This window comes from Pseudomonas sp. SHLD1 (assembly GCF_028640935.1).
Taxonomy (GTDB): domain Bacteria; phylum Pseudomonadota; class Gammaproteobacteria; order Pseudomonadales; family Pseudomonadaceae; genus Chryseomonas; species Chryseomonas aestiva.
Map to the genome: position 1 here is coordinate 193,506 of NZ_JAQZAD010000023.1, position 23,251 is coordinate 216,756.

Genomic DNA, 23,251 nt, shown 5'->3' on the forward strand with positions numbered 1-23,251 from the left:
GGACAAGGTCGCCGTTTTTGCCCTATCCTCCAAACTGCTGTAACGGTTCGGCTAGGGCACTTGAAGGCGTCGGATCACGAGGAGAGGTACTGGAAAGGAATCTGGTGTCCCAGAGTGGGGTCGAACCACCAACCTTCCCCTTAGGAGGGGGATGCTCTATCCAATTGAGCTACTGGGACAGGAAAGGCGCTCATGGTAACGAGCAGCGGAAGGTTTGTCATGCACCGGTTCGGCAGCGCCGCTGTGCGCAAGGACGGGCAAAGACAGGAAGTTCTTCGGCAGCTTTGCAATTTGTTGTGTACGTCGGTAAATTGACGTCAATAAAAACAGATACCTAGGGACAGGTGGTTACAGAGTCCAAGGTGCCGTGAGTGCTAGCGGAACGAGACGAGGGCTAACGCCTTCACTGATTTTTGACTCCAGATGAAGTACCTCAATGACCCAGGCCATTAGATCCTACTCAAGCCGTACCGCTGACAAATTCGTCGTGCGTCTGCCCGAGGGCATGCGAGAGCGCATTGCGGATGTGGCCCGCAACCATCATCGCAGCATGAACTCCGAAATCATCGCGCGTCTCGAGCAGAGCTTGCAGCAAGAGGGCGCCCTTGGCGACGAGCCCGGGCTTCGCCTGGACAGTCCGGAGATCACCGCCAGCGAGCGGGAGTTGCTGCAGCGCTTTCGGCAACTGTCGGGTCGGCAGCAGAACGCCCTGATTTCGCTGATCGCCCACGACATCGACGCCGCATCCTGACGATGTCGGGCTGCCCTGCCCCTGGGTAGCCCGTTGCCCCCTACCCTGTCCTACATCAGGAACAGGGTGGCGAGCCCCAAGAAGATAAAGAAGCCGCCGCTGTCGGTCACCGCGGTGATCAGCACGCTCGACCCCATGGCCGGGTCGCGGCCGAAGCGCTGCAGGGTCATGGGAATCAACACCCCCATGAAGGCGGCCAGCAGCAGATTGAGGGTCATGGCGCCCATCATCACCAGGCCCAGTGACCAGCTGCTATAGAGATAGAAGGCCACCAGCCCTATCACCCCACCCCAGATGACGCCATTGCACAGGGCGACGCCCATTTCCTTGCGCAGCAGTCGCGCGGTGCTGGTGACACTGATCTGCCCCAGCGCCATGGCGCGGACGATCATGGTGATGGCCTGGTTGCCCGAGTTGCCGCCGATACCGGCCACGATGGGCATGAGTGCGGCCAGGGCCACCAGCTTCTCAATCGAACCCTCGAAGAGACCGATGACCCGCGAAGCGATGAAGGCCGTGATGAGGTTAGTGGCCAGCCAGGTCCAGCGATTGCCCACCGATTTCCATACCGAGGCGAAGACGTCTTCGTCTTCGCGCAGACCGGCCATGTTGAGGACTTCGCTTTCGCTTTCCTCGCGGATCAGGTCGACCATCTCGTCGATGGTGAGACGACCGATCAGCTTGCCGTTCTTGTCCACCACCGGCGCCGAAACCAGGTCGTAGCGCTCGAAGGCCTGGGCCGCATCATAGGCGTCTCCGTCCGGATGGAAGGCCACCGCCTCCTTGGCCATGACCTCGACCACCAGCTTTTCCGGGTCGTTGACCAGCAGGCGCTTGATCGGCAGGACGCCCTTCAGGATGCTGTCGTTATCGACCACGAACAGCTTGTCGGTGTGGTCGGGCAGCTCTTTCAGCCGCCGCAGGTAGCGCAATACCACTTCCAGGGCGACGTCGTCACGGATGGTCACCATCTCGAAGTCCATCAGCGCGCCGACCTGATCCTCTTCGTAGGACAACGCGGAGCGCACTCGCTCGCGCTGCTGGGCGTCGAGGGCGTCCATGAGCTCGTGAACGACATCGCGCGGCAGATCCGGCGCGAGGTCGGCGAGTTCGTCGGCGTCGAGCTGGCCGGCTACCGCGAGGATTTCCTGGTCGTCCATGTCGGCGATCAGGGTCTCGCGGACCGCGTCCGAGACTTCGAGCAGGATCTCGCCATCGCGCTCGGTCTTGACCAGACCCCAGACGGTCAGGCGGTCTTCCCGCGGCAAGGCTTCGAGGATGAAGGCGACGTCGGCCGGGTGCAGCTCGTCCAGGCGGGCACGCAGCTCTTCGAGGCCTTCCTCGGGAATATCGGCGGGGGATACGGGGGCGCGGTCCTGGTCTTCACGCGCCTCGACAGCGAGGTCGTAGCGCTCCAGCAACTCCACGACCTGGGCGAGCCGCTCCTGCAGCGTCTCGTGGGGCTTTCTGATTTCTGCTTCGTTCACTACGGTCATAGCGCACTCCGGCCCGCCGGCGGAGCGCACCGACGAACCCTAACTCAACAACGGGACGAAAAAGGCGATTGAGTATTGACTGGGTAAGTCCATAAGGGGGGATAACCACTGCCCCGGCGGGGCTGACGGCGGGGATGATACACCGGACCGCTTGCAGGTGCTAAGGCAAAAGGGTTTCAAAACAGCTATTTGCAAGGCTTCCGCAAGGCCACGAGAGCACACTTCCGGCCCTCGCCGAACGCCCCCGGCTTCGCTAAGCTTGAGCCCCTACGTCAAGGAGGACGTCCCATGAAAAAGCTGCTCGTGCTCGGCCTGCTGCTGGGTTGCACCACCGTCCAGGCTGCCACGGTGTATCGCTGCGAAGATACCGACGGCCACCTCACCTTTTCCGCCAGCGGCTGCGCCTCGGACAGCGACAGCCGGCTGCAGCGCGCCGACAATCCCCGTCCGGGCGGTGCCAAGCCCACGCTGATGGCGAAACCCAAGGCCACTCCCCGCAAGGAAGTCTCGCGCACGCCCACGGTGGTGGCAGCCAAGACGGACGGCTGTGGCGATCTGCTCAGCGCCAGCGCAAGGCGCCAGGCGATCATTCGCGGACAGGTCAAGGTCGGCATGAGCCGGGCGGACGTGGAGAATGCCCTTGGGCAACCGCAGCGGATTTCCCAGCTGGATGCCCTGCCCCGTTATCACTACGAGGCGCGCCAGCGCAAGGACCGTACGCGGCTGGTGACCTTCGACGAGCATGGTTGCGTGCGTCGGCGCTGACGCCCGCAACCAACGGCTGCTCCGTCAGAGCACGGCGCGGGGGTAGGAGCCCAGTACCTTGAGCGCCACGGCACCGGTGGACAGGCGTTCCAGGACATCGCGGATCAGCGGATCGGCCTGGTGGCCGAGGAAATCGATGAAGAAGACATAGGTCCACTTGCCGCTGCGCGAAGGCCGCGTCTCGATCCGGCTGAGGTCGATGTTGTTGGTGTGGAAGGGCAGCAGCAACTCGTGCAGGGCGCCCGGCTTGTTCTGCATGGAGACGATGATGGAGGTCTTGTCGTCGCCACTGGGCGGCACGTCCTGGTTGCCGATGATGAGGAAGCGCGTGGAGTTGTCCGGGCGGTCCTCGATCTTCTGCTGAACCGGGGTCAGGCCATAGAGCGAGGCCGCCATGTCGCCGGCGATGGCCGCGCTGTTCCACTCGCCCTTCACCCGCCGCGCCGCTTCGGCGTTGCTGGCCACCGCCACTCGCTCGACGCTCGGGTAATAGGAGTCCAGCCACTTGCGGCACTGGGCCAGCGACTGGGCATGGGAATAGATGCGGGTGATGCTGTCGGCCTTGGTGTTTTCGCCGATCAGCAGATGGTGGTGGATACGCAGTTCCACCTCGCCGCAGATCGACAGGTTGTGCTCGAGGAAGCTGTCCAGGGTGTGGTTGACCGCACCCTCGGTGGAGTTCTCCACCGGCACCACGCCGAACTGGGAGGCGCCGGCGGCGACCTCGCGGAACACCTCGTCGATGGCCGCCATGGGCCGGGTCACCACGGCCTTGCCGAAGTGCTTGAGCGCCGCGGCCTGGGAGAAGGTGCCTTCCGGGCCGAGGTAGGCCACGTGCAGCGGCTCTTCCAGTGCCAGGCAGCAGGACATGATCTCGCGGAACAGTCGCGCCATGTCTTCGTCACGGACCGGACCGCCGTTGCGCTCCATCACCCGCTTGAGGACCTGAGCCTCGCGCTCGGGTCGGTAGAACACGGGCTTTTCGCCTTCCGCCAGCGTTCCCATCTTGACCCGTGCCACGTCCTGGGCGCAGCGAGCGCGCTCGCTGATCAGGTCCTGGATGCGTTCGTCCAGACTGTCGATACGCAGGCGCAGGGCCTTGAGCTCGTGTTCCGACATGATCAGCCGTGCTCCTTCTCGAATTCGGCCAGATAATTCACCAGCACCTGGACGGCTTCCAGGGTGACGGCATTGTAGATGGAGGCGCGCATGCCGCCCACCGAACGATGCCCCTGCAGATACAGCAGTCCACGTGCTTCGGCGCCCTCGAGGAACGCCTTGTCAAGACGCTCGTCCGCCAGGCGGAAGGGTACGTTCATCCAGGAGCGGTCGTTGTGGGCGATCGGGTTGCTGTAGAAGTCGCTGGCGTCGATGAAGCCGTACAGCAGCTCCTTCTTCTGGCGATTCAGGCGCTCCATGGCGGGCAGGCCACCCTGCTCCTTCAGCCACTTGAACACCAGCCCCGACAGGTACCAGGAGAAGGTTGCCGGAGTGTTGTACATGGAGCCGTTGTCGGCCTCGACCTTGTAGTCCAGCAGCGTCGGGCAGGCGGCACGGGCGCGACCCAGCAGGTCTTCGCGGACGATCACCACCACCAGGCCGCTGGGTCCGATGTTCTTCTGCGCACCGGCGTAGATCAGCCCGAAGCGCGAGACGTCCAGCGGACGCGAGAGGATGTCGGAAGAGGCATCCGCCACCAGGGGCACATCGCCCACGTCCGGAATCCAGTCGAACTCCAGGCCGCCGATGGTCTCGTTGGGGGTGTAGTGAACGTAGGCGGCATCCTTGGACAGCTGCCACTCGTGCTGCCCCGGGATGGCGAAGTAGTCGTAGCCCTTGGCGCTGGCGGCGACATTGACGGTGCCATAGTGCTGCGCCTGCTCGATGGCCTTGCGCGACCAGATGCCGGTGTCGATGTAGTCGGCGGTGCCACCCTCGGGCATCAGGTTCATCGCCAGCTGGGCGAATTGCAGACTAGCGCCGCCCTGCAGGAACAGCACCTTGTAGTTGCCGGGGACGCCCAGCAACTCGCGCAGATCGGCCTCGGCCTGGTTCGAGATGACGGTGAAGTCTTCACCGCGATGGCTCATCTCCATCACCGACAGGCCACGGCCCTGCCAATCCAGCAGATCGGCCTGGGCCTGGCGCAGCACAGCTTCAGGCAGGGCCGCCGGGCCGGCGCAGAAGTTGTAGGCACGCTTGCTCATCACTCGTCATCCTCGTTGGGAAGGTCATCGCTCGGTACGTCGCTGGCACCGGGCAGCACATCGTCCTGGTCCGGCTCGTGGCTGTCGACCGGCAACTCCTTGTCGAGCACCTCATCGTCCAGTTCGGCTTCGTGATCCAGCAGCTCTTCGTCCACCGAAGGCTCCTGCACCCGCTCCAGCCCCACCAGCTTCTCGCCCTTGCCGAGCTTGATCAGGGTGACGCCCTGGGTATTACGGCCGGTACGGGAGATGCCTTCGACCGGGGTACGCACCAGGGTGCCCTGGTCGGAGATCAGCATGATCTCTTCGCCGTCCAGCACCTGGATGGCGCCGATCAGGGGACCGTTGCGCTCGTTGATGACCATGGCGATCACGCCCTGGCCACCGCGGCCGCGCTGCGGGTATTCGGCCATGGCGGTGCGCTTGCCGAAGCCGTTGAGGCTGGCGGTGAGGATCTCAGCGCCCGGCTCGGGGATCAGCATGGAAATCAGGCGCTGGCTTTCGGCCAGGCGCATGCCGCGCACGCCGCGGGCGGTACGGCCCATGGTGCGCACATGGCGCTCCTTGAAGCGGATGACCTTGCCGCCATCGGAGAACAGCATGACTTCGCGGGCACCGTCGGTGATGGCGGCGGCGATCAGGCTGTCGCCCTCCTCCAGCTTCAGCGCGATCAAGCCATTGCTGCGCGGACGGCTGAACTGCACCAGCGGGGTCTTCTTCACGGTGCCGTTGCGGGTGGCCATGAAGATGTAGGCGCCGGTGGGCTCGTCCTGGCCGGCATCGAGGAGCTCGCCCTCCTCGCCTTCGCCTTCGCTCTCGACGTCGTCTTCCACCAGCACGGCGTCTTCGATGTCCAGGTTGTCGTCCTGCTCGCCCAGCTCTTCTTCACCGATGGGCGCCTGCTGGCGCACGGCTTCCAGATCGACCGGCAGCATGGCGGTGATGCGCTCGCCTTCGGCCAGCGGCAGCAGGTTGACCAGCGGCCGGCCACGGGCGGCGCGGGAAGCCTCGGGAATCTCGTAGGTACGCTTCCAGTAGACCTTGCCCAGGCTGGAGAACAGCAGCAGGGTGGTATGGCTGTTGGCGACCAGCAGGTGTTCGATGTAGTCCTCTTCCTTGACCGCCGAGGCCGAACGGCCGCGACCGCCCCGGCGCTGGGCCTGGTAGGCGTGCAGCGGCTGGGACTTGGCGTAGCCGCCATGGGAGATGGTGACGACGCGGTCTTCCTCGGTGATGAGGTCGGCGATGGTCAGGTCCACCTGGGAGGCGATGATCTCGGTACGACGCTTGTCGCCGAACTCGGCCTTGACCTTTTCCAGCTCCTCGCGGATGACTTCCATCAGCCGCTCGGGATTGGTCAGGATGCGGATCAGCTCGCCGATCTGCAGCAGGATTTCCTGGTACTCGGCGATGAGCTTCTCGTGCTCCAGGCCGGTCAGGCGGTGCAGGCGCAGGTCGAGGATCGCCTGGGCCTGTTCCGGCGAGAGGTGGTACCTGCCTTCGTGCAGACCGTACTGCTCGGGCAGTTCATCCGGACGGCAGGAATCGGCGCCGGCGCGCTCGACCATCTCGCGTACCGCACTGGACTCCCAGGGCGTGGCGATCAGGCGTTCCTTGGCTTCGGCCGGGGTCGGCGAGCTCTTAATCAGCTCGATGACCGGATCGATGTTGGACAGGGCGACCGCCTGGCCTTCGAGAATGTGGCCACGCTCGCGCGCCTTGCGCAGTTCGTAGACGGTCCGCCGGGTGACGACTTCGCGACGGTGGCGAATGAAGGCTTCCAGCAGTTCCTTGAGGTTCAGGGTGCGCGGCTGGCCGTCGAGCAGGGCCACCACGTTGATGCCGAACACCGTCTGCAGCTGGGTCTGGGCATAGAGGTTGTTGAGCACCACCTCGGGGGTTTCGCCGCGCCGCAGCTCGATGACCACGCGCATGCCGTCCTTGTCGGACTCGTCGCGCAGTTCGGTGATGCCTTCGATCTTCTTCTCTTTCACCAGCTCGGCGATCTTCTCGATCAGCCGGGCCTTGTTGAGCTGGTAGGGCAGCTCGGTGATGACGATCTGCTGGCGATTGGCGCTCTTGTCGATGTCCTCGACCTCGGCGCGGGCCCGCACATAGATGCGCCCACGACCGGTGCGATAGGCCTCGATGATGCCGGCACGACCGTTGATGATGCCCGCGGTCGGGAAGTCCGGACCGGGGATGTACTGCATCAGGTCGTCGACGGTCAGCTCGCTGTTCTCGATCAGCGCCAGGCAGCCATCGATCACTTCGCCGAGGTTGTGCGGCGGAATGTTGGTGGCCATGCCGACCGCGATGCCGCTGGAACCATTGACCAGCAGGTTGGGGATGCGCGTGGGCATCACCGCCGGGATCTGCTCGGTGCCGTCGTAGTTGGGCACCCAGTCGACGGTTTCCTTGTCCAGGTCGGCCAGCAGTTCATGGGCGAGCTTGGACATCCGCACTTCGGTGTAACGCATGGCCGCGGCGTTGTCGCCGTCCACCGAACCGAAGTTGCCCTGGCCGTCCACCAGCATGTAGCGCAGCGAGAAGGGCTGCGCCATCCGCACGATGGTGTCGTAGACGGCGGTGTCGCCGTGGGGGTGGTACTTACCGATGACGTCACCCACCACACGGGCGGATTTCTTGTACGGCTTGTTCCAGTCGTTGCCCAGCTCGCTCATGGCGTAGAGCACGCGCCGGTGCACCGGCTTGAGGCCGTCGCGCACATCCGGCAGGGCCCGGCCGACGATGACGCTCATCGCGTAGTCGAGATACGACTGCCGCAATTCGTCTTCGATATTGACCGGGAGGATTTCTTTGGCCAGTTCACCCATGAGAAGCCTGGTTCCTTCTGATCTGAAAAGCGCTAGGGCTCGTCCGCACGTCGGCCGAGCCTGATATAGGAGAGGCGAAAGCCCGTCTGGCGGCGCCTGCCACCGGCGGCGCAAGGGGCGCTCCAACCGGTTTTCGGCACTGCATCACCGCCTGCCGAGGGCTTTCGAACAAAGCCTGTGCAAAGAGCGAAATTCTAACACATTCAGGGATGTATCCGCCCCTGGCGATCACCTCAATGCAGGCGTCGGCGATTCATCAGCTCGGCCATCTTCCTGGCGTCCGGACGCTCCACTACACCACGCTCGGTGACGATGGCATCGATAAGATCGGCCGGGGTGACGTCGAACACCGGATTGAAGGCCTCCACGCCGGCGGCGATGCGCTGCCCGCCCACTTCCAGCAACTCGTGACCGGCGCGCTCTTCGATGGGAATGTCGTCACCGGACGCGAGATTCATGTCGATGGTGGAGCTGGGCGCCACTACCATGAAGCGCACCCCGTGGTGCATGGCGATGACCGCCAGGTTGTAGGTGCCGATCTTGTTGGCTACGTCGCCATTGGCGGTGATGCGATCGGCGCCGACGATCACCCAGGCGACGTTGCGCGTCTTCATCAGGTGCGCCGCGGCGGCATCGGCGTTGAGGCTGACCGGGATCCCCTCCCCGGCCAGTTCCCAGGCGGTCAGGCGCGAGCCCTGCAGCCAGGGGCGGGTCTCGTCGGCGTGGACGCATTCCACCAGGCCGTCCAGGTGCGCCGCGCGCAGGACGCCCAGGGCGGTGCCGAAGCCGCCGGTGGCCAGAGCGCCGGTATTGCAGTGGGTAAGGAAGGTCTGCTTGCTGGCGTCGTGTTTGCGGATCAGCTCGACGCCCAGCTGGGCCATGGTCAGGTTGGCTTCGCGGTCGCTCAGGTGGATGGCTATTGCCTCGGCTTCCAGCGCCGCCAGGGCGCCCTCCCCAGCGGTGCGCGCCAGGCGCTCGCGCATCCGGTTGAGCGCCCAGAACAGATTGACCGCGGTGGGCCGCGAGGCGGCCAGCCGTTCGAAGTCGGCGTTGACGGTCGCTTGCCAGTCCTCGCCCGCCGCGGCGCGCTGCCGGGCACCCAGCACCACGCCATAGGCGGCGCTGATGCCGATGGCCGGCGCGCCTCGTACCAGCATGTCGCGGATAGCCTGGGCCACCTCGGCGGCGCTGTGACAGGCGACCCAGTGTTCGCGCAGCGGCAACAGGCGCTGGTCGAGCAGGTGCAGGGCACCGTCCCGCCATTCGATCGCCTTGATCTTTTCCGCCGCCAGCAGACGCTCTCGCATGATCTCTCCTCGACCTGAATCTGTAGCCCGCCAGTATACCGGCATCGGCGTGCGGATTTAGCGGTAGCGCCGCAAGGACCGCTATACTGCCGGCTCGCCCCTCTTGGAACCGCCGCAGATGCCCACCCCCGCGCCCCTGGACCTCTTGTTGCTCCCCAGCTGGATCGTGCCGGTGGAGCCGGCCGGGGTGGTCCTGCGCGATTACGCCCTGGGCGTGCGCGACGGCTGCATCGCCCTGCTCGCGCCGCGCAGCGAGGCCTTGCGTCATCCGGCCAAGGAGACCCTGGAGCTGCCGGGCAAGGTGCTGATTCCCGGGCTGATCAATGCCCACGGCCACGCCGCCATGACGCTGTTTCGCGGCATGGCCGACGACCTGCCGCTGCAGACCTGGCTGCAGGATCACATCTGGCCCGCCGAAGGGCGCTGGGTCGACGAGGATTTCGTCCGTGACGGCACCACCCTGGCCATCGCCGAGCAGATCCGCGGCGGCATCACCTGCTTCTCGGACATGTACTTCTATCCCCAGGTGGCCTGCGAGGCGATCCATCGCACCGGGGTGCGCGCCCAGGTCTGCCTGCCGATCCTCGATTTCCCGATTCCGGGCGCCCGTACCGCCGATGACATGATCCGTCGGGGCCTGGAACTGTTCGACGACATGAAGCTGCACGAGCGCATCAGCGTGGCCTTCGGCCCCCATGCGCCCTACACCGTGGCCGACGCCAAGCTCGAAGAGATCCTGGTGCTGGCCGAGCAGCTGCAGGCACCGATCCAGATGCACGTGCACGAGACCGCCTTCGAGGTGGAGCAGGCGCTGGAGCAGACCGGCGAGCGGCCGCTCAGCCGGCTGCGGCGCCTGGGCCTGCTCGGCCCGCGTTTCCAGGCCGTGCACATGACCCAGGTGGACGACGAGGACCTGGAAAACCTGGTCGAGACCAACAGCCACGTCATCCACAGCCCCGAGTCCAACCTCAAGCTGGCCAGCGGCTTCTGCCCGGTGGAGCGCCTCTGGCAGGCCGGCGTCAATGTCGCCATCGGCACCGACGGTGCGGCCAGCAACAACGATCTCGACCTGCTCGGCGAAACCCGTACCGCCGCGCTGCTGGCCAAGGCCGTCGCCGGCTCGGCCACCGCCCTGGATGCCCACCGCGCGTTGCGCATGGCCACCCTGAACGGTGCCCGCGCCCTGGGCCTGGAGCGCTGCCTGGGTTCGCTGGAAGTCGGCAAGGCGGCCGACCTGACCGCCGTCGACCTCAGCGGTCTCGCCCAGCAGCCGCTCTATGACCCCGTCTCGCAACTCATCTACGCCACCGGCCGCGATCGCGTCAGCGACGTCTGGGTCGGTGGCGTGCCGCTGCTGCGCCAGAGCGAACTCGTGCGCCTGGACGAGGCCGAACTCATAGCCAATGCGCAGCAGTGGGCCACCCGTATCCAGCAGGGCGCCTGACGCGCCCTGCTCCCTTGCCTCTGGAGAACACCATGTCCAACGTCGATAACGCCGAGATCGCCAAGTTCGAGGCCCTCGCCTACCGCTGGTGGGACCGCGAGAGCGAATTCAAGCCGCTGCACGACATCAACCCGCTGCGCGTCAACTGGATCGACCAGCACGCCGGTCTGGCCGGCAAGAAGGTGCTGGACGTCGGTTGCGGTGGCGGCATCCTCAGCGAAGCCATGGCGCAACGTGGTGCCCAGGTGACCGGCATCGACATGGCCGAGGCACCCCTGGCGGTGGCCCGGCTGCACCAGCTGGAATCCGGTGTGCCGGTGGAATACATCCAGGAGACCACCGAGGACCACGCGCGCAAGCACGCCGGCACCTATGACATCGTGACCTGCCTGGAGATGCTCGAACACGTGCCGGATCCCTCCTCGGTGATCAAGGCCTGCCACGACCTGGTCAAGCCGGGCGGCCAGGTGTTCTTTTCCACCATCAACCGCAACCCCAAGGCCTATCTGTTCGCCATCGTCGGCGCCGAATACGTGCTGCGCCTGCTGCCGCGTGGCACCCACGATTTCCGCAAGTTCATCCGCCCCTCGGAGCTGGGGGCCTGGGCCCGCGCCGCCGGCCTCAATCTGCGTGACGTCATCGGTCTCACCTACAACCCGCTGACCAAGAGATACAAGCTGGAAGGCGACGTGACGGTGAACTACATGGTGCGCACCCAGCGCGAGGACTAGGCCATGCGTCTGCAAGCGGTCCTTTTCGACATGGACGGCACCCTGCTGGACACGGCGCCGGACTTCATCGCCATCATCCAGGCCATGCGCCAGGACCAGGGCCTGGCAGCGGCCGACGAGGCCCGCCTGCGCGGCGTCATCTCCGGCGGTGCCAAGGCGATGATCCTGGCCGGCTTCGAGGTCGATCCGCTGGGCGCCGAACTCGAACCGCTGCGCCTGGAATTCCTCGAGCGCTACCAGACGCAGTGCGCGGTCCATACCCGGCTGTTCGACGGCATGGAGGAGATCCTGCGCGATCTCGACGCCGCCCGGCTGCGCTGGGGCGTGGTGACCAACAAGCCGGTGCGCTTCGCCGAGCCCATCATGCAGCGCCTGGGCCTGGCCGAGCGATCGGCCTGCCTGGTCTGCCCGGACCACGTCACGCACAGCAAGCCGGACCCGGAGATGGTGCTGCTGGCCTGCCGGCAACTGGATGTCGATCCCCAGACCGCCCTGTTCATCGGCGACGACCTGCGCGACATCGAGTCCGGCCGCGCCGCCGGCAGCAAGACGGTGGCGGCGCGCTACGGCTACATCCATCCGGACGACCATCCCGAGCACTGGGGTGCCGACGCCGTCATCGACCATCCGCTGGAATTGCGTGCGCTGCTCGATCGCGCACTGTGCGGCTGCTAGGGGTTCAGATGTTCGACTACCAAGCTCCGGCCGAGCTGCTCAAAGACCGTGTCATCCTCGTCACCGGTGCCAATCGCGGCATTGGCGCCGCCCTGGCCAAGGGCTGCGCCGCCCTGGGCGCTACCCTCATCCTCCAGGGTCGCGACACCGCGGCGCTGGAACAGGTGCGCCAGGAGATCCAGGCCAGCGGCGGTCGGGCCGAAACCCTGGTGCTGGATCTCGAACAGGCCGATGCGGCGGCCTATGCCGCCGTCGCTGAACGCCTGCAGCGACGTCATGGTCGTCTGGACGGGCTGGTGCACAACGCCGGCCTGCTGGGGCCGCGGGTGCTGCTGGAACAGACGCCCGCCACGGCCCTGGCGCAGGTGCTGCAGGTCAATGTCCAGGCCGGCTTCGCCCTGACCCAGGCCCTGCTGCCCCTGCTCAAGGCTGCCGGTGACGCTTCGGTGGTCTTCACCTCCAGCAGTGTCGGTCGCAAGGGCCGGGCCGGCTGGGGCGCCTATTCGGTGTCCAAGTTCGCCACCGAGGGGCTGATGCAGGTCTGGGCCGAGGAGCTTGGAGAAGCCGGTATCCGGGTCAACAGCGTCAATCCGGGCGGTACCCGTACCGCCATGCGAGCGGCGGCCTATCCCGAGGAGGATCCGGACCGTGTGCCCGCGGCGGACGCCATCCTGCCGGTCTATCTCTATCTGCTCGGCCCGGCCAGCCAGGGCACCACCGGCCAGGCGCTCAACGCCCAGTAACAGGTCCGGTCAGACGTGGAAGCGCTGCACCAGGCGCGAGAGTTCGTCACCCAGCTCGGCCAGCTCGCGGCTGGCCGAGGCCGTCGCCGCCATCGCCTGACTGGATTGATCGGCGCCGTCGCGAATGCGCGTGACATTGACCGCGACCTCTTCGGCCACTCCTCGCTGCTGCACCGCCGCCGCGGCGATCTGCTGGTTCTTCTGCTGGATGCTGGCCACCGCCGTGGCGATGCCGGCAAAGGCGCGACGCGTGTCACCGGCACTGCCCAGGGTCCCGGCCAGCAGGGTCTCGCTCTGCTGCATCCGCTCGACCGCCTCGCCACTGCCCTTCTGCAACACCACGATGAGCTGTTCGATCTCGACGCTCGACTGCTGGGTACGCCGCGCCAGCGCCCGGACCTCGTCGGCGACCACGGCGAAGCCACGACCCTGTTCGCCGGCGCGCGCCGCCTCGATGGCCGCGTTGAGCGCCAGCAGATTGGTCTGCTCGGCTACCGCCTTGATCACGTCGAGCACGCTGCTGATCGCCTGGCTGTCGTGGGACACGCCCTGGAGCCGCTCGGCAGCCGCACGGACGTCCACCCCCAGACTCTCGATACCGGCCAGGCTGCGGCCGATCACCGCCTGGCCATCGCTGACCTGGCGTTCGGCCTGATCGCCAGCACCGGCAGCCGCTTCCGCGTCCGCGTCCGCGGCGACGCCCTGGGCAGTGGCGGCCAGTTCGGCCATGGCCGCGGCCACCTGATCGGTTTCCTCCCGCTGGCGCGTCACGCCCACCTGCGCCTCGCGCGCCTGCTGGGCCAGGGCGGCCGCGGACTGGCCGAGCCGACCGATACCGCTCTGCAACTGCAGGACCACGCCGCGCAGTGCCGCCACCATGCTGGCGCTGGAGCGTTGCAGCTGGCCGATCTCGTCGCCCCGATCCACCGTCAATTCTACATCCAGCTGACCCTGGGCGATACGTTCGGCAGCGGCGATCACCTTGCGCAGCGGCCGGACGATGGCCAGGGTGATGATCAGCGCGGCCAGGGTGCCGACGATCAACGCCAGCAGGGCCACGCCGCCTATGGTCAGCAGGCGCTTGGTCATCATCGCCTGCAGCTCGGTTTCCTGTTGCCCATAGAGGGCATCGACCCGCTGCACGGCGGCCTCGGCCAGACTGGTCATGCGCGCGCCGGCGGCCTGCTCCTGGGCCAGGGCGGCGGCATAGTCGCCCAAGCGGCGGATGAATTCCTTGATGTTGGTGGAGACGTCCTGGATGACCGAGGAATAGGCCGGATCGCTCAGTTGCGGCTCCACCTTGGCCAACAATTCGAGGGCGGCGCTGGCCGACGGTAGCGGCTGGTCGTCCACCGTGCTCTTGCTCGCCCGCGCCTGGGCTTCGTCGAGGCTCTTGAGCATCAGGCGATAGAGTTCGCCGACCTGTTGCGACAGGGTCAGGAGTTCGGCGCCCTGCTTGCCGCCGGAGTCCTTGAGGGCATAGGCGCCGTCGTCCAGCAGGCCGGACTGGAGGATGTCCAGGCTGTTGGCCGCGCCCTCCACGAGGAAGGCCGCCCCTTCCATCGCCAGACGGCGTGAGGTGTTGAGGCGTTCATAGTCGGCGAAGGCGGCGCCATAGGCCTGGGTGGCCGCGCGGGCGGCGTCGATATCGGCCGCGTTGGCACTGCCCACCTCGGCCGCGAGTTGCTCCAGGTGATCGAGTACCGCCGGCAGCGCCTGCCGCAGGTGCTCGGCCTGGGCCGCCTCGCCGCTGAGGCGAAAACCCTGCTCCAGGGCGCGGACCTGCATCACCTGCCGGTTGATCGCGGCCATGTCGCGCAGGGAACCGAAGCGATGTTCCACGTCCTTGAGCGCGAGCCCGCCCTGCAAGGCCACCACCAGGGTCAGCAGCAGCACCAGGCCAAAGCCCACGGCCAGTTTGGTCGCGGTTCGCCAATTGGCCAGGCGATAGCGGGCAATCCCTTTCATACGGCACCCCAACGGAATGAGTTCTACCGACGCTGTCGTCCGCAGAAGCCGATTCTTGAGGGGTTGGGGGGCTAACGGGCCGCTATCCGTCGCACGCGGTTATGCCGACGTCGCTTTGGATGGCGGCCGTTTGCCAGCCGCACGACCGATCAACGACCGGCGCGGGACTCGCGAATATAGAAGCTCGCCTTTTCGGCATTCTTCACGCAGCCGGTGTAGGCCTCCACCTGCTGTTGCGTCTTGGCGGTGGACAGCAGCGCCAGCGCCTTGGAATAGCTCACCGTACCGGAAAAGCCTTCGGCCTTGGCCAGATCGAGCTCCTGCCAGGCGGAGCGGGTCTGGGCGGCGCAGCTATCGCGATTGACCACCTTGCCCGAGCAGCCTGCGAGTACCACGGCAGCCAGTGTGGCGGCCAGGACAGGCACCAGTTTCGCTTTCATCTCTTGGTCTCCTTGCGACCTGCAGCCGGCCGGAACGGCCGGATAACCGCAGCGTAGACCGCCAAGCGCGGAGGCTGTTCAGCGCCGGTCGCGCAGAAATTCGACCACGGCGGCCTGATCACCGCTGAAGATCACCCGGGAGGCCTTGCTCTCGCGCTGATAGGCGTACATGGGGTCGTAGTATTCCGCCAGCAGTCCCTCGATCCAGCCACGATGGGCCGCGACGTCGCCCGAACGCTCCTGTTCCGCCAGGGCGTCCTCGAGGATGGCCGAGAGCCGCTGGAAGCGTTCCCCGCCCAGACGCTTGGCGATGCCGGAAAGACTCTTGCGCAACTGCTCGGCGAACAGCGCGAAGCCCTGCTCGGGGCCGTGCAGGCCGATGAATTCCGCTGCCAGGTCGATGACATAGTCGCGCCGGATGCGCTCGATGCGGTTTTCCCGGCTGTCTTCCAGCCAGACCAAGGGGTACTGCTGCATGCCCTGGTGCAATTCCAGCGGCACGGAGCAGCGACCGACCAGGCGCGACTCGTCTTCCAGCACGAATTGCGCCTGCCCTGCATGGCGACGCCGCAGCAGGTCGATGGCCAGGCTGTTCTCGAAATCGATCTGCCCCGGCTGCGGCGTGGCGCGCTTGCCGAAACTGGAGCCCCGGTGGTTGGCATGACCCTCCAGATCGACGGCGTTAGCGAGCTGGGCCACCACTTCGGTCTTGCCGGTGCCGGTCATGCCGCCCACCACCACGAAGCCGCACTCGGCGAGCGCCTGCTGCAGCGTATCGATTAGGAAGGTGCGCATGGCCTTGTAGCCCCCCACCACCCGCGGATAGGCGATACCGGCTTCGCTGCGCAGCCATTCCTGGCTGATCTGCGAGCGCAAGCCACCGCGGAAGCAATAGAGATAGCCCTCGGGATGCGCCTGGGCGAAGTCGGCCCAGGCCTGGATGCGTGCCTCCTTCACCGCCCCGGACACCAGCTGATGCCCCAGTTGCAGCGCCGCCTGCTGACCCTGCTGCTTGTAGCGGGTACCGACGCGCTGGCGCTCCAGGTCATTCATCAGCGGCAGATTGGTCGCCTGGGGAAAGGCGCCCTTGCCGAATTCCACGGGGGCGCGGACATCGACCAGGGGAATATCGCTCAGGAACAGCGCCTGCAGGTCGCGGGCATCCTCACGCTGGCTCATCAGGCCACCTCGACCGCATGGGCGCGCCGGTCCACCAGTTGCCCTATGGGTTGCAGGACCAGGCCCAGCTCCGCGGCGACGGCGAGAAATTCCGCCTCGCGTTCCGGCGCGACGGCCACCAACAGGCCGCCACTGGTCTGGGGATCGCACAGCAGCTGGCGGCGCCCTTCGGCCAGCGGGGCGATGCGGCTGCCGTAGCTGTCGAAGTTGCGCTCGGTCCCGCCGGGCACGCAGCCCTGCTGCAGGTAGAAATCCACCCCTTCGAGGCGGGGAATGGCGGCGAAGTCGAGTTCGGCGGTGAGGCCACTGCCGTCGGCCATCTCCACCAGGTGGCCGAGCAGGCCGAAGCCGGTGACGTCGGTCATCGCCGTGACCCCGGCCAGCCGACCGAAGCGACTGCCAGGACGATTGAGCTGGCACATGGTGTCGCGCGCCAGATGGCGATCCTCGGGCCGCAGCAGGGCGCGCTTCTCGGCGGTGGTGAGGATGCCGATGCCCAGCGGCTTGGTCAGATAGAGGCGGCTGCCCAGAGTCGCGGTGTCATTGCGCTTGAGATGGCGCTTTTCCACGATCCCGGTGACGGCTAGGCCGAAGATCGGCTCGGGGGCGTCGATGGAATGGCCGCCAGCCAGGGGAATGCCGGCTTCGTCGCACACGCGGCGGCCGCCGGCGATGACCTCGCGCGCCACTTCCGGCGGCAGCACGTTGACCGGCCAGCCGAGGATGGCGATGGCCAGCAGCGGATCGCCGCCCATGGCATAGATGTCGCTGATGGCGTTGGTGGCGGCGATGCGGCCGAAATCGAAGGGGTCATCGACGATGGGCATGAAGAAGTCGGTGGTGGAGACCACCCCGCGCTCGTCATCCAGCCCATAGACCGCGGCATCATCGCGCGAGGCATTGCCCACCCATAGCCGCGGATCCAGATGCTGGGCGCCGCTGCCGGCCAGGATGGTCTCCAGGGTCTTGGGGGCGATCTTGCAGCCACAACCGGCACCGTGGCTGTATTGGGTGAGGCGAATGGGATCGGTCATCGTTACTCCGGTTCAGCGGTGGCGCTCGTTCGACAGGCAGCGCGAAGGGGCGTAATAGTAGCAAATGCCCGTCTACTGGCGGGCACCGGCCGCGCCTAACAGATCGCCCGCCAAAGCAAAAGGACTGTTTTCTAAGGGTAATCCACAGTTGCTGTGGATAACCTCGTGGAAAACCTCCAGCTGACCCCGGACAAGCGAGCGGCGGTGCGGCGATTGACGAACTGGCGATTTTTTAGCCGGTCCGCCAACTATTTTTTCCCGTTTAAGGGTAGCGAATGGAAGCGCCGTGCGTTATGGCCAGGGTGCGCTAGCATTGGCGGTTTCCCCGGTCATAGCAGGACTCATGTCTTCCTCAGCGACTTCCCATCTCACGCCGTGGCAACGCGGCCTGCTGCTCGCCAGCCTCATGCTCATCGCCCTCAACCTGCGTCCGGCCCTCTCCAGCCTGGCGCCGCTGCTGCGGCAGATCGAGGCCAGCACGGGCCTGTCCAGCAGTGCCATCGGCCTGCTCACCACCCTGCCGGTGCTCTGCCTGGGGCTGTTCGCCCCCCTGGCTCCGCGTCTGGCGCGCCGCTGGGGCAGCGAACGCACCCTGGGCGCCATCCTGGCGCTGCTCGCCTGTGGCATCGTCCTGCGCAGCCTGCTGCCGCCCCTGGGTCTGTTTCTCGGCAGCCTGATCGCTGGCGCCTGCATCGGCATCCTTGGCGTGCTGCTGCCGGCCCTGGTCAAGCGCGATTTCCCCGCCCAGGCCGGCCAGCTGATGGGGCTCTACACCATGATGCTGTGCATTGGCGCCGCCGTGGCCGCCGGGGCTACTGCGCCCCTTGCTGAAGCCTTCGACGGCCACTGGCAGCCCGCCCTCGCCGCCTGGGCACTGGTCGCTGTGGCAGCCCTGCTGGTCTGGCTGCCACAGCTGCGCCAGGCGCCCACGACCGCGCCAACGCGGGGTGCTGGTGGCTCGCTGTGGCGCAATCGGCTGGCCTGGCAGATCACCCTCTACATGGGCTTGCAGTCGTCGCTGGCCTATATCGTCTTCGGCTGGCTGCCCACCCTGCTGATGGATCGCGGCCTGGGCATGGTGCAGGCCGGCCTTATGCTCTCGGGCTCGGTGATGACCCAGCTGGTCAGCGCCCTCACCGCCCCCTGGCTGGCGACCCGCGGCCAGGACCAGCGCCTGGCCATCGTGGTGGTGATGAGTCTGACCCTCGCCGGCTTACTCGGCTGCCTGTACGCCCCCGTCGGCAGCCTCTGGCTGTGGGCGGTGATCCTCGGCCTGGGCCAGGGCGGCACCTTCAGCCTGGCGCTCGCCCTGCTGGTGCTGCGCTCGCGGGACGCGGAAACCGCCGGGCGGCTGTCGGGCATGGCCCAGGGCGCGGGCTACAGCCTGGCCTCGCTCGGTCCGCTGCTGGTGGGCATCATCCACGACGCCACCCACGGCTGGGCGCCCATGGGCGTGCTCTTTACCCTGATCGCCGTGCTGGCCACGCTGTTCGGTCTGGGTGCGGGACGCACCCGCTACGTCAACGACGTCTAGCGGCGATAGAGCCCGGCGGCTCGACCGGCTTCGGTCTGCAGCCGCGGCGCGCGGATGCCCGCCTCGCGCAGGGCGCCCTGCCAGGCTGCGGCCTGGTCGCCGCCGAGGGTCACCGCCACGTCGCCATTGAGCGCCAGGGCCGCCGCCAGGCGGGCGATCCAGGGTTGCTCTGGCGCCCGTTCCAGGGCGGGCAAGAGCAGCTGGCCGTCGCGCTGCAATTCCTTGAGCAGGGTAGCAGCGCTCGGCAACAGTTCAGGAAGAGGCTGGCCGGCCTGCAGTCGTTCGGCATGCAGGTAGCCGCGACGATTGCCACGGGTGATGCCATAGAGGGTCAGCACCGTCTGCGGCTCCGCCAGCTGCAGCACCAGCAGCCCCTGCTGATCATCCGGCCCATAGAGCATGGCCTCGCCCAGCAGGTTGTTGGCGATGACATTGCTGGCGCCGCAATCACGCCCCTCGCACCAGTAGAGCAGCGTCGCGCCCTGCTGCTGCAGGCGCTGCCGCTCGCTGTCCAGCCGTGCCAGCGGTGGATGGCCGCTGGCCAGTTCGAAGGTCTGGGTCAGCAACCGGCCTTCCAGCTGCAGCGAGTCCTCCAGGCGCAGACGACCGCCAATGCGACTGACCGGTCCCAGTGGATAGAGACGTTCGGCGCTGGCCGGTGCGCTTTCGCGCACGAGCTGGGCATGATCCATGGGCGCGATCTCCGGCAACACCTCCGCCTGCGCCATCCCGGTGGACAACAGCAGGCCGATCAGCAGAGAGCGTCGAACGGAGGGCAAGCGCGAGCAAAACGGACGGCTAGGCATGCCGCATTATTCGTCGCGCCCGGTGCCGGCGGCAAAGAAGGCATTGAAACAATCTGCGACGGCCTGGGCGCCCGCGGCATCGTCCAGATGCAGATGGTGCCCGCCCGGCAGTTCATGAAGACGGACGTTCGGCTGCTGCCGCGCCAGCCGCATGGCCTCGGCATGGGGCGCCACCAGGCCGCCCGTGGCCACCACCAGAGCCGTCGGGCAGCGCACGGCGCCCAGGCAGGCGGCGGCCTGTTCCGGCGTGAAGCGGATCCGGCTGGGCAGGCGCAAGCGCGGATCGGAGCGCCAGGTGTAGCCGCCGGGCACCGCCATCAGGCCGCGCTCGGCAAGCAATTCGGCGGCTTCGCGACTGACCGTCAGGGCGCCCTTCAACCGCGCCGCCACGGCATCTTCCACTGTGGCGTAGACCGGCTTGCGCCGATTGGGCACTTCTAGTTCGGCGAGCAAGGCCTTGCCCAGCTTCTCGGCGACCTCCTCCGCCGGCGTGGTGTAGGGCAGCAGGCCATCGATCAGCGCCAGGCGCTCGATCTGCTCCGGCAGGGCGGCGGCGGCGATGACGCCAACGATGGCCCCCATGGAATGCCCGAGCAGGCCGAAGCGGTCCCAGCCCAGTTGCCGAGCGGCGGCGAGCACATCCAGCCCATAGTCCTGGATGGCATAGCCGACGCCCACGGGGCGATGTGCCGACAGCCCGTGTCCCGGCAGATCCAGCGCGACAATGCGCAGCCCCGGCAACCGCGGGGCGAGCTGGGCGAAGGTCATGGCATTGTCGAGCCAGCCGTGCAGCGCCAGCACCGGATAGCCGTCTTCCGGGCCGAAGACCCGGGCGCTCAGTTCGATATGAGGCAACTCCAGACGCAACTCCTGCACCTGGGCGGTCATGCGCCGGCCTCCCCTGCCAGCCAGACGCTGACCATGGCTAGGAGGCGTCCCGTTGCAGCGGCACCACGGCCACGGTCAGGCGCGAGACGCAGGTCAGGCGTCCCTCCTCATCGCTCAGGCGGATATCCCAGACATGGCTGCTGCGCCCCAGGTGCAGGGGCCGGGCTACCGCCGTCACCCGCCCGGACCGCACGCCGCGCAGGTGGTTGGCATTGATTTCCTGACCCACGCAATAGAAGCGCGAGCGATCCACGCAGAGCATGCTGGCGATCGAGCCGACGGTTTCCGCCAGGGCCACCGAGGCGCCGCCATGCAGCAGTCCCATGGGCTGATGGGTGCGGCGGTCGACCACCATGCTGGCGGTCAGGCTGCTGTCGTCCCAGGCTTCGATGCGCATGTCCAGGTGTTCGGCCAGGGTGTTCTCGAGCGCACGCTCGAGGTCCGCGGGATCCGGAAGGGTCTGCCAGATGCTCATGTACGTTCCTTGCAAGGGCGTCAGCCGTGGAAGCGACTGACCAGATCGAAACCGCCAGCCAGGGGCAGCGGCGCTTCCAGGCACAGCAGGGAGGCGGTGCCCATCGGCACCGGTGCCTGTCGATGACCATGCAGCAACCAGCCGGCCAGTTCACCGACGAAGGGGTTGTGGGTGACCAGCAACAGCTCCTCCACCTCCAGGAGCGCCAGTTCCGCCAGGGCGCGCTCCGGCTCGCCGTCGGGCGTGGCCCAGGCGACGCTACGCACCTCGCCCGGCCAGCCCAGGTGCTGCCGGACCAGGGCCGCCGTCTGCTGCGCGCGCACGTAGGGACTGGCGAGGATGAGCCGCGGCTCTGCATTCTGCAGCTGCATGGCGCTGCGCAGCACCTCGGCGCGACCGGCCGCGGTCAGCTCGCGCACCTCGTCGCTCGGCGCCCGCGCTTCGGCCTCGCCATGCCGCAGCAGCCAGAGTCTCATGGCGCGGTGGCGGAGCGGTCGTCGGGTTGCGCGGTGGCCGGCCAATCGGCGAAGGGCCAGGGCTTCACTTCGCTGGCGAAGGTGCCGAAGCGGACGATCTGCGCCAGATAGGCGCCCAGGGCGGCGCCGAAGGCGATCAGCCCGGGATTGGCCTCGCCCTTGATCAGGCGCACCACCAGTTGCACCAATACCACCACCGCCAGCACGTACTGCGCACCCAGCCAGACGAACAGGAACAGCAGCATCCAGATCAGGCGCAGGCCCAGCAGCTCGCGGGAATGCTCGGGTTGAGACATGGGAATTCCTCTTTTCAGACAGTGTAGCGGCTCAATTAAAAGGGGCGTCCGCCACATCGACATCGGTCTTGGGCTCACCGCCCATCAGGGCCTCGATCACCTGCCCCAGACTGCGACCCTCGAACAGGATCGCATAGAGGCCGTTGACCAGGGGCATGTAGACGCCCAGCTCATCCGCTTTTTCCTTGAGCACGCGCAGGGTGTTGACGCCCTCGGCGGTCTCGCCGATCTGCGCCACCGCCTCGTCCAGGGTCAGTCCCCGACCGAGGGCATGGCCAACGCGGTAGTTGCGGCTCTTCTCCGACGAGCAGGTCACGATCAGGTCCCCCACCCCGGCCAGGCCCAGGTAGGTGATGGGATTGGCGCCACGCTGCACGGCGAAGCGGGTCATCTCGGCCAGGGCCCGGGTGATCAGCATGCTGCGGGTGTTCTCGCCCATCGCCAGGGCCGCGGCCATGCCGGCGATGATGGCGTAGACGTTCTTCAGGGCACCGGCCAGCTCCACGCCGAGGCGGTCGGCGCTGGCATAGACGCGGAAGGTACGGCCGTGCAGCGCCGCCTGGACCTGCCGACACACGGCTTCGTCCTCGCTGGCCACCACCGTGGCGGTGAGCTGATGCTCGGCGATCTCGCGGGCGAGGTTGGGCCCGGAGATGATGCCGATGCGCGCCCGCGGCACGATTTCCGCGAGGATCTCGCTCATCAGCATGAAGGAATGCGCCTCGATGCCCTTGGTGGTGCTGACCAGAAAACGCCCTTCCAGTTGCTGGGCGATGGGCGCCAGCGCCTGGCGCAGCGCGCTCGACGGCAGCGCCACCAGGATCAGTTCGCAGCCCTGGATGGCGCCCTGCAGGTCGCTGGTGGCCTCGACCGCGGCGTGCACCTTGATGCCCTTCAGATAGCGCGGATTCTCGCGCTCGCGACGGATGGTCTCGGCCTGTTGCGGATCACGCATCCACAGGCGCACCGGCAGCCCGTTCTCGGCGACCAGATTGGCCAGGGCGGTACCGAAACTGCCGCCGCCCAGGACGGCGATGGGGGATTGGACTGTCATCGAAACTCTCGGCTTCACCGCGATCGCGCGGCCTCGTCGCCAGTATACGGTAGCCGCTCGCGCGGCCCAGGATGGAGAATTGACTGCGGAAAGTGCACAATGGTCCGTTAACGAGCGGGGCGCTGGCCTGTGACTTTCCCCATGC

The 23,251-nt window shown here is 66.9% G+C and carries 21 protein-coding genes, 1 tRNA gene and 2 pseudogenes; 7 read left to right on the forward strand and 17 right to left on the reverse strand.

Going from position 1 to position 23,251, the window contains the following annotated elements:
* Positions 1 to 102 precede the first annotated feature (102 nt).
* Positions 103 to 179 (reverse strand) — tRNA-Arg (locus PVZ77_RS17005).
* Between the two features lie 257 nt (positions 180 to 436).
* Here PVZ77_RS17005 and PVZ77_RS17010 point away from each other — a divergent pair.
* Positions 437 to 751, forward strand: a complete 315-nt coding sequence (locus PVZ77_RS17010) for an Arc family DNA-binding protein (protein WP_007160462.1) — start codon at positions 437 to 439, stop codon at positions 749 to 751.
* 50 nt (positions 752 to 801) lie between these two features.
* Here PVZ77_RS17010 and mgtE read toward each other — a convergent pair whose 3' ends face one another.
* Entirely contained in the window at positions 802 to 2,247 is a 1,446-nt protein-coding gene (mgtE, locus tag PVZ77_RS17015) for a magnesium transporter (protein WP_405046248.1), read from the reverse strand.
* Positions 2,248 to 2,535: 288 nt separating this feature from the next.
* On the opposite strand from mgtE, the gene PVZ77_RS17020 reads away from it, so the two are divergent.
* A complete protein-coding gene (locus PVZ77_RS17020; protein ID WP_273807702.1) occupies positions 2,536 to 3,012 on the forward strand; it encodes a DUF4124 domain-containing protein in 477 nt (158 codons plus the stop codon).
* A 24-nt stretch (positions 3,013 to 3,036) separates the two neighbouring features.
* Here PVZ77_RS17020 and pheA read toward each other — a convergent pair whose 3' ends face one another.
* The 4 genes from pheA to mtnA all read right to left on the reverse strand — a co-directional run bounded on the left by pheA (position 3,037) and on the right by mtnA (position 9,363).
* Positions 3,037 to 4,131, reverse strand: a complete 1,095-nt coding sequence (pheA, locus tag PVZ77_RS17025) for a prephenate dehydratase (protein WP_158892948.1) — start codon at positions 4,129 to 4,131, stop codon at positions 3,037 to 3,039.
* A 2-nt stretch (positions 4,132 to 4,133) separates the two neighbouring features.
* Positions 4,134 to 5,219, reverse strand: coding sequence for a 3-phosphoserine/phosphohydroxythreonine transaminase (gene serC, locus PVZ77_RS17030; RefSeq protein ID WP_273807703.1), 1,086 nt, complete (start codon positions 5,217 to 5,219; stop codon positions 4,134 to 4,136).
* A complete protein-coding gene (gene gyrA, locus PVZ77_RS17035; RefSeq protein ID WP_273807705.1) occupies positions 5,219 to 8,056 on the reverse strand; it encodes a DNA gyrase subunit A in 2,838 nt (945 codons plus the stop codon). The genes serC and gyrA overlap by 1 nt, the downstream gene beginning before the upstream one ends.
* Before the next feature lie 233 nt (positions 8,057 to 8,289).
* Entirely contained in the window at positions 8,290 to 9,363 is a 1,074-nt protein-coding gene (gene mtnA, locus PVZ77_RS17040) for an S-methyl-5-thioribose-1-phosphate isomerase (RefSeq protein WP_273807707.1), read from the reverse strand.
* Positions 9,364 to 9,481: 118 nt separating this feature from the next.
* Between mtnA and PVZ77_RS17045 the strand changes: the two genes are divergently transcribed.
* From PVZ77_RS17045 to PVZ77_RS17060, 4 genes are read left to right on the forward strand one after another with little or no spacing between them, the layout of a single operon-like run.
* The gene (locus PVZ77_RS17045; protein WP_273807708.1) at positions 9,482 to 10,807 is read left to right on the forward strand and encodes a TRZ/ATZ family hydrolase; all 1,326 of its coding nucleotides are present in this window, start codon (positions 9,482 to 9,484) and stop codon (positions 10,805 to 10,807) included.
* A gap of 32 nt (positions 10,808 to 10,839) precedes the next feature.
* Positions 10,840 to 11,538: a bifunctional 2-polyprenyl-6-hydroxyphenol methylase/3-demethylubiquinol 3-O-methyltransferase UbiG gene (ubiG, locus tag PVZ77_RS17050; RefSeq protein WP_059315629.1), complete on the forward strand. Its 699-nt coding sequence runs from the start codon at positions 10,840 to 10,842 to the stop codon at positions 11,536 to 11,538.
* A 3-nt stretch (positions 11,539 to 11,541) separates the two neighbouring features.
* Entirely contained in the window at positions 11,542 to 12,213 is a 672-nt protein-coding gene (gene mupP / locus PVZ77_RS17055; protein WP_273807710.1) for an N-acetylmuramic acid 6-phosphate phosphatase MupP, read from the forward strand.
* Positions 12,214 to 12,221: 8 nt separating this feature from the next.
* Entirely contained in the window at positions 12,222 to 12,956 is a 735-nt protein-coding gene (locus PVZ77_RS17060) for a YciK family oxidoreductase (RefSeq protein WP_273807712.1), read from the forward strand.
* A 9-nt stretch (positions 12,957 to 12,965) separates the two neighbouring features.
* On the opposite strand, the pseudogene PVZ77_RS26130 reads toward PVZ77_RS17060, so the two are convergent.
* The 5 genes and pseudogenes from PVZ77_RS26130 to selD form a co-directional block, all read right to left on the reverse strand.
* A pseudogene (locus tag PVZ77_RS26130) lies at positions 12,966 to 13,487 on the reverse strand (methyl-accepting chemotaxis protein); the annotation flags it as partial.
* 369 nt (positions 13,488 to 13,856) lie between these two features.
* Positions 13,857 to 14,924, reverse strand: a pseudogene (locus tag PVZ77_RS26135) (HAMP domain-containing protein); the annotation flags it as partial.
* Between the two features lie 149 nt (positions 14,925 to 15,073).
* On the reverse strand, positions 15,074 to 15,364 hold the full coding sequence (locus PVZ77_RS17070; RefSeq protein WP_133862481.1) for a hypothetical protein: 291 nt from the start codon (positions 15,362 to 15,364) through the stop codon (positions 15,074 to 15,076).
* Between the two features lie 78 nt (positions 15,365 to 15,442).
* The gene (gene mnmH, locus PVZ77_RS17075; protein WP_273807714.1) at positions 15,443 to 16,543 is read right to left on the reverse strand and encodes a tRNA 2-selenouridine(34) synthase MnmH; all 1,101 of its coding nucleotides are present in this window, start codon (positions 16,541 to 16,543) and stop codon (positions 15,443 to 15,445) included.
* Positions 16,543 to 17,577, reverse strand: a complete 1,035-nt coding sequence (selD, locus tag PVZ77_RS17080) for a selenide, water dikinase SelD (protein WP_273807715.1) — start codon at positions 17,575 to 17,577, stop codon at positions 16,543 to 16,545. Before selD ends, mnmH begins: the two co-directional genes overlap by 1 nt.
* 343 nt (positions 17,578 to 17,920) lie before the next feature.
* On the opposite strand from selD, the gene PVZ77_RS17085 reads away from it, so the two are divergent.
* Positions 17,921 to 19,111 (forward strand): CynX/NimT family MFS transporter, encoded by a 1,191-nt coding sequence (locus PVZ77_RS17085; RefSeq protein ID WP_273807717.1) that lies wholly within the window; start codon positions 17,921 to 17,923, stop codon positions 19,109 to 19,111.
* Here PVZ77_RS17085 and PVZ77_RS17090 read toward each other — a convergent pair.
* Genes PVZ77_RS17090 through PVZ77_RS17115 form a run of 6 tightly spaced genes read right to left on the reverse strand, consistent with a single transcriptional unit; the run spans position 19,108 to position 23,106 of the window.
* Entirely contained in the window at positions 19,108 to 19,917 is an 810-nt protein-coding gene (locus PVZ77_RS17090; RefSeq protein ID WP_273807718.1) for a DUF4892 domain-containing protein, read from the reverse strand. The genes PVZ77_RS17085 and PVZ77_RS17090 overlap by 4 nt on opposite strands.
* A 6-nt stretch (positions 19,918 to 19,923) precedes the next feature.
* Positions 19,924 to 20,805 carry an alpha/beta fold hydrolase gene (locus PVZ77_RS17095; RefSeq protein ID WP_273807719.1) on the reverse strand — a complete coding sequence of 294 codons (882 nt, stop codon included), beginning with the start codon at positions 20,803 to 20,805 and terminating at the stop codon, positions 19,924 to 19,926.
* A gap of 37 nt (positions 20,806 to 20,842) precedes the next feature.
* Positions 20,843 to 21,280, reverse strand: a complete 438-nt coding sequence (locus PVZ77_RS17100; RefSeq protein ID WP_187979950.1) for a hotdog fold thioesterase — start codon at positions 21,278 to 21,280, stop codon at positions 20,843 to 20,845.
* A gap of 20 nt (positions 21,281 to 21,300) precedes the next feature.
* Entirely contained in the window at positions 21,301 to 21,756 is a 456-nt protein-coding gene (gene sixA / locus PVZ77_RS17105) for a phosphohistidine phosphatase SixA (protein WP_273807720.1), read from the reverse strand.
* Complete coding sequence (locus tag PVZ77_RS17110; protein ID WP_158891732.1) at positions 21,753 to 22,052, reverse strand: DUF4389 domain-containing protein; 300 nt, start codon at positions 22,050 to 22,052, stop codon at positions 21,753 to 21,755. The genes sixA and PVZ77_RS17110 overlap by 4 nt, the downstream gene beginning before the upstream one ends.
* Before the next feature lie 31 nt (positions 22,053 to 22,083).
* Positions 22,084 to 23,106: an NAD(P)H-dependent glycerol-3-phosphate dehydrogenase gene (locus tag PVZ77_RS17115; RefSeq protein WP_273807721.1), complete on the reverse strand. Its 1,023-nt coding sequence runs from the start codon at positions 23,104 to 23,106 to the stop codon at positions 22,084 to 22,086.
* Positions 23,107 to 23,251 lie beyond the last annotated feature (145 nt).

What these genes read in the sequence shown, in the direction of transcription:
- PVZ77_RS17045 (WP_273807708.1), top strand. Translation starts at nt 9,482, where the DNA reads ATGCCCACCCCCGCGCCCCTGGACCTCTTGTTGCTCCCCAGCTGGATC.
- mnmH (WP_273807714.1), bottom strand. Translation starts at nt 16,543, where the DNA reads ATGAGCCAGCGTGAGGATGCCCGCGACCTGCAGGCGCTGTTCCTGAGC.
- sixA (WP_273807720.1), bottom strand. Translation starts at nt 21,756, where the DNA reads ATGAGACTCTGGCTGCTGCGGCATGGCGAGGCCGAAGCGCGGGCGCCG.
- mtnA (WP_273807707.1), bottom strand. Translation starts at nt 9,363, where the DNA reads ATGCGAGAGCGTCTGCTGGCGGCGGAAAAGATCAAGGCGATCGAATGG.
- PVZ77_RS17085 (WP_273807717.1), top strand. Translation starts at nt 17,921, where the DNA reads ATGTCTTCCTCAGCGACTTCCCATCTCACGCCGTGGCAACGCGGCCTG.
- PVZ77_RS17115 (WP_273807721.1), bottom strand. Translation starts at nt 23,106, where the DNA reads ATGACAGTCCAATCCCCCATCGCCGTCCTGGGCGGCGGCAGTTTCGGT.
- pheA (WP_158892948.1), bottom strand. Translation starts at nt 4,131, where the DNA reads ATGTCGGAACACGAGCTCAAGGCCCTGCGCCTGCGTATCGACAGTCTG.
- PVZ77_RS17020 (WP_273807702.1), top strand. Translation starts at nt 2,536, where the DNA reads ATGAAAAAGCTGCTCGTGCTCGGCCTGCTGCTGGGTTGCACCACCGTC.
- mgtE (WP_405046248.1), bottom strand. Translation starts at nt 2,247, where the DNA reads ATGACCGTAGTGAACGAAGCAGAAATCAGAAAGCCCCACGAGACGCTG.
- PVZ77_RS17070 (WP_133862481.1), bottom strand. Translation starts at nt 15,364, where the DNA reads ATGAAAGCGAAACTGGTGCCTGTCCTGGCCGCCACACTGGCTGCCGTG.
- PVZ77_RS17090 (WP_273807718.1), bottom strand. Translation starts at nt 19,917, where the DNA reads ATGCCTAGCCGTCCGTTTTGCTCGCGCTTGCCCTCCGTTCGACGCTCT.
- selD (WP_273807715.1), bottom strand. Translation starts at nt 17,577, where the DNA reads ATGACCGATCCCATTCGCCTCACCCAATACAGCCACGGTGCCGGTTGT.
- mupP (WP_273807710.1), top strand. Translation starts at nt 11,542, where the DNA reads ATGCGTCTGCAAGCGGTCCTTTTCGACATGGACGGCACCCTGCTGGAC.
- PVZ77_RS17095 (WP_273807719.1), bottom strand. Translation starts at nt 20,805, where the DNA reads ATGACCGCCCAGGTGCAGGAGTTGCGTCTGGAGTTGCCTCATATCGAA.
- PVZ77_RS17110 (WP_158891732.1), bottom strand. Translation starts at nt 22,052, where the DNA reads ATGTCTCAACCCGAGCATTCCCGCGAGCTGCTGGGCCTGCGCCTGATC.
- serC (WP_273807703.1), bottom strand. Translation starts at nt 5,219, where the DNA reads ATGAGCAAGCGTGCCTACAACTTCTGCGCCGGCCCGGCGGCCCTGCCT.
- gyrA (WP_273807705.1), bottom strand. Translation starts at nt 8,056, where the DNA reads ATGGGTGAACTGGCCAAAGAAATCCTCCCGGTCAATATCGAAGACGAA.
- PVZ77_RS17010 (WP_007160462.1), top strand. Translation starts at nt 437, where the DNA reads ATGACCCAGGCCATTAGATCCTACTCAAGCCGTACCGCTGACAAATTC.
- PVZ77_RS17100 (WP_187979950.1), bottom strand. Translation starts at nt 21,280, where the DNA reads ATGAGCATCTGGCAGACCCTTCCGGATCCCGCGGACCTCGAGCGTGCG.
- PVZ77_RS17060 (WP_273807712.1), top strand. Translation starts at nt 12,222, where the DNA reads ATGTTCGACTACCAAGCTCCGGCCGAGCTGCTCAAAGACCGTGTCATC.
- ubiG (WP_059315629.1), top strand. Translation starts at nt 10,840, where the DNA reads ATGTCCAACGTCGATAACGCCGAGATCGCCAAGTTCGAGGCCCTCGCC.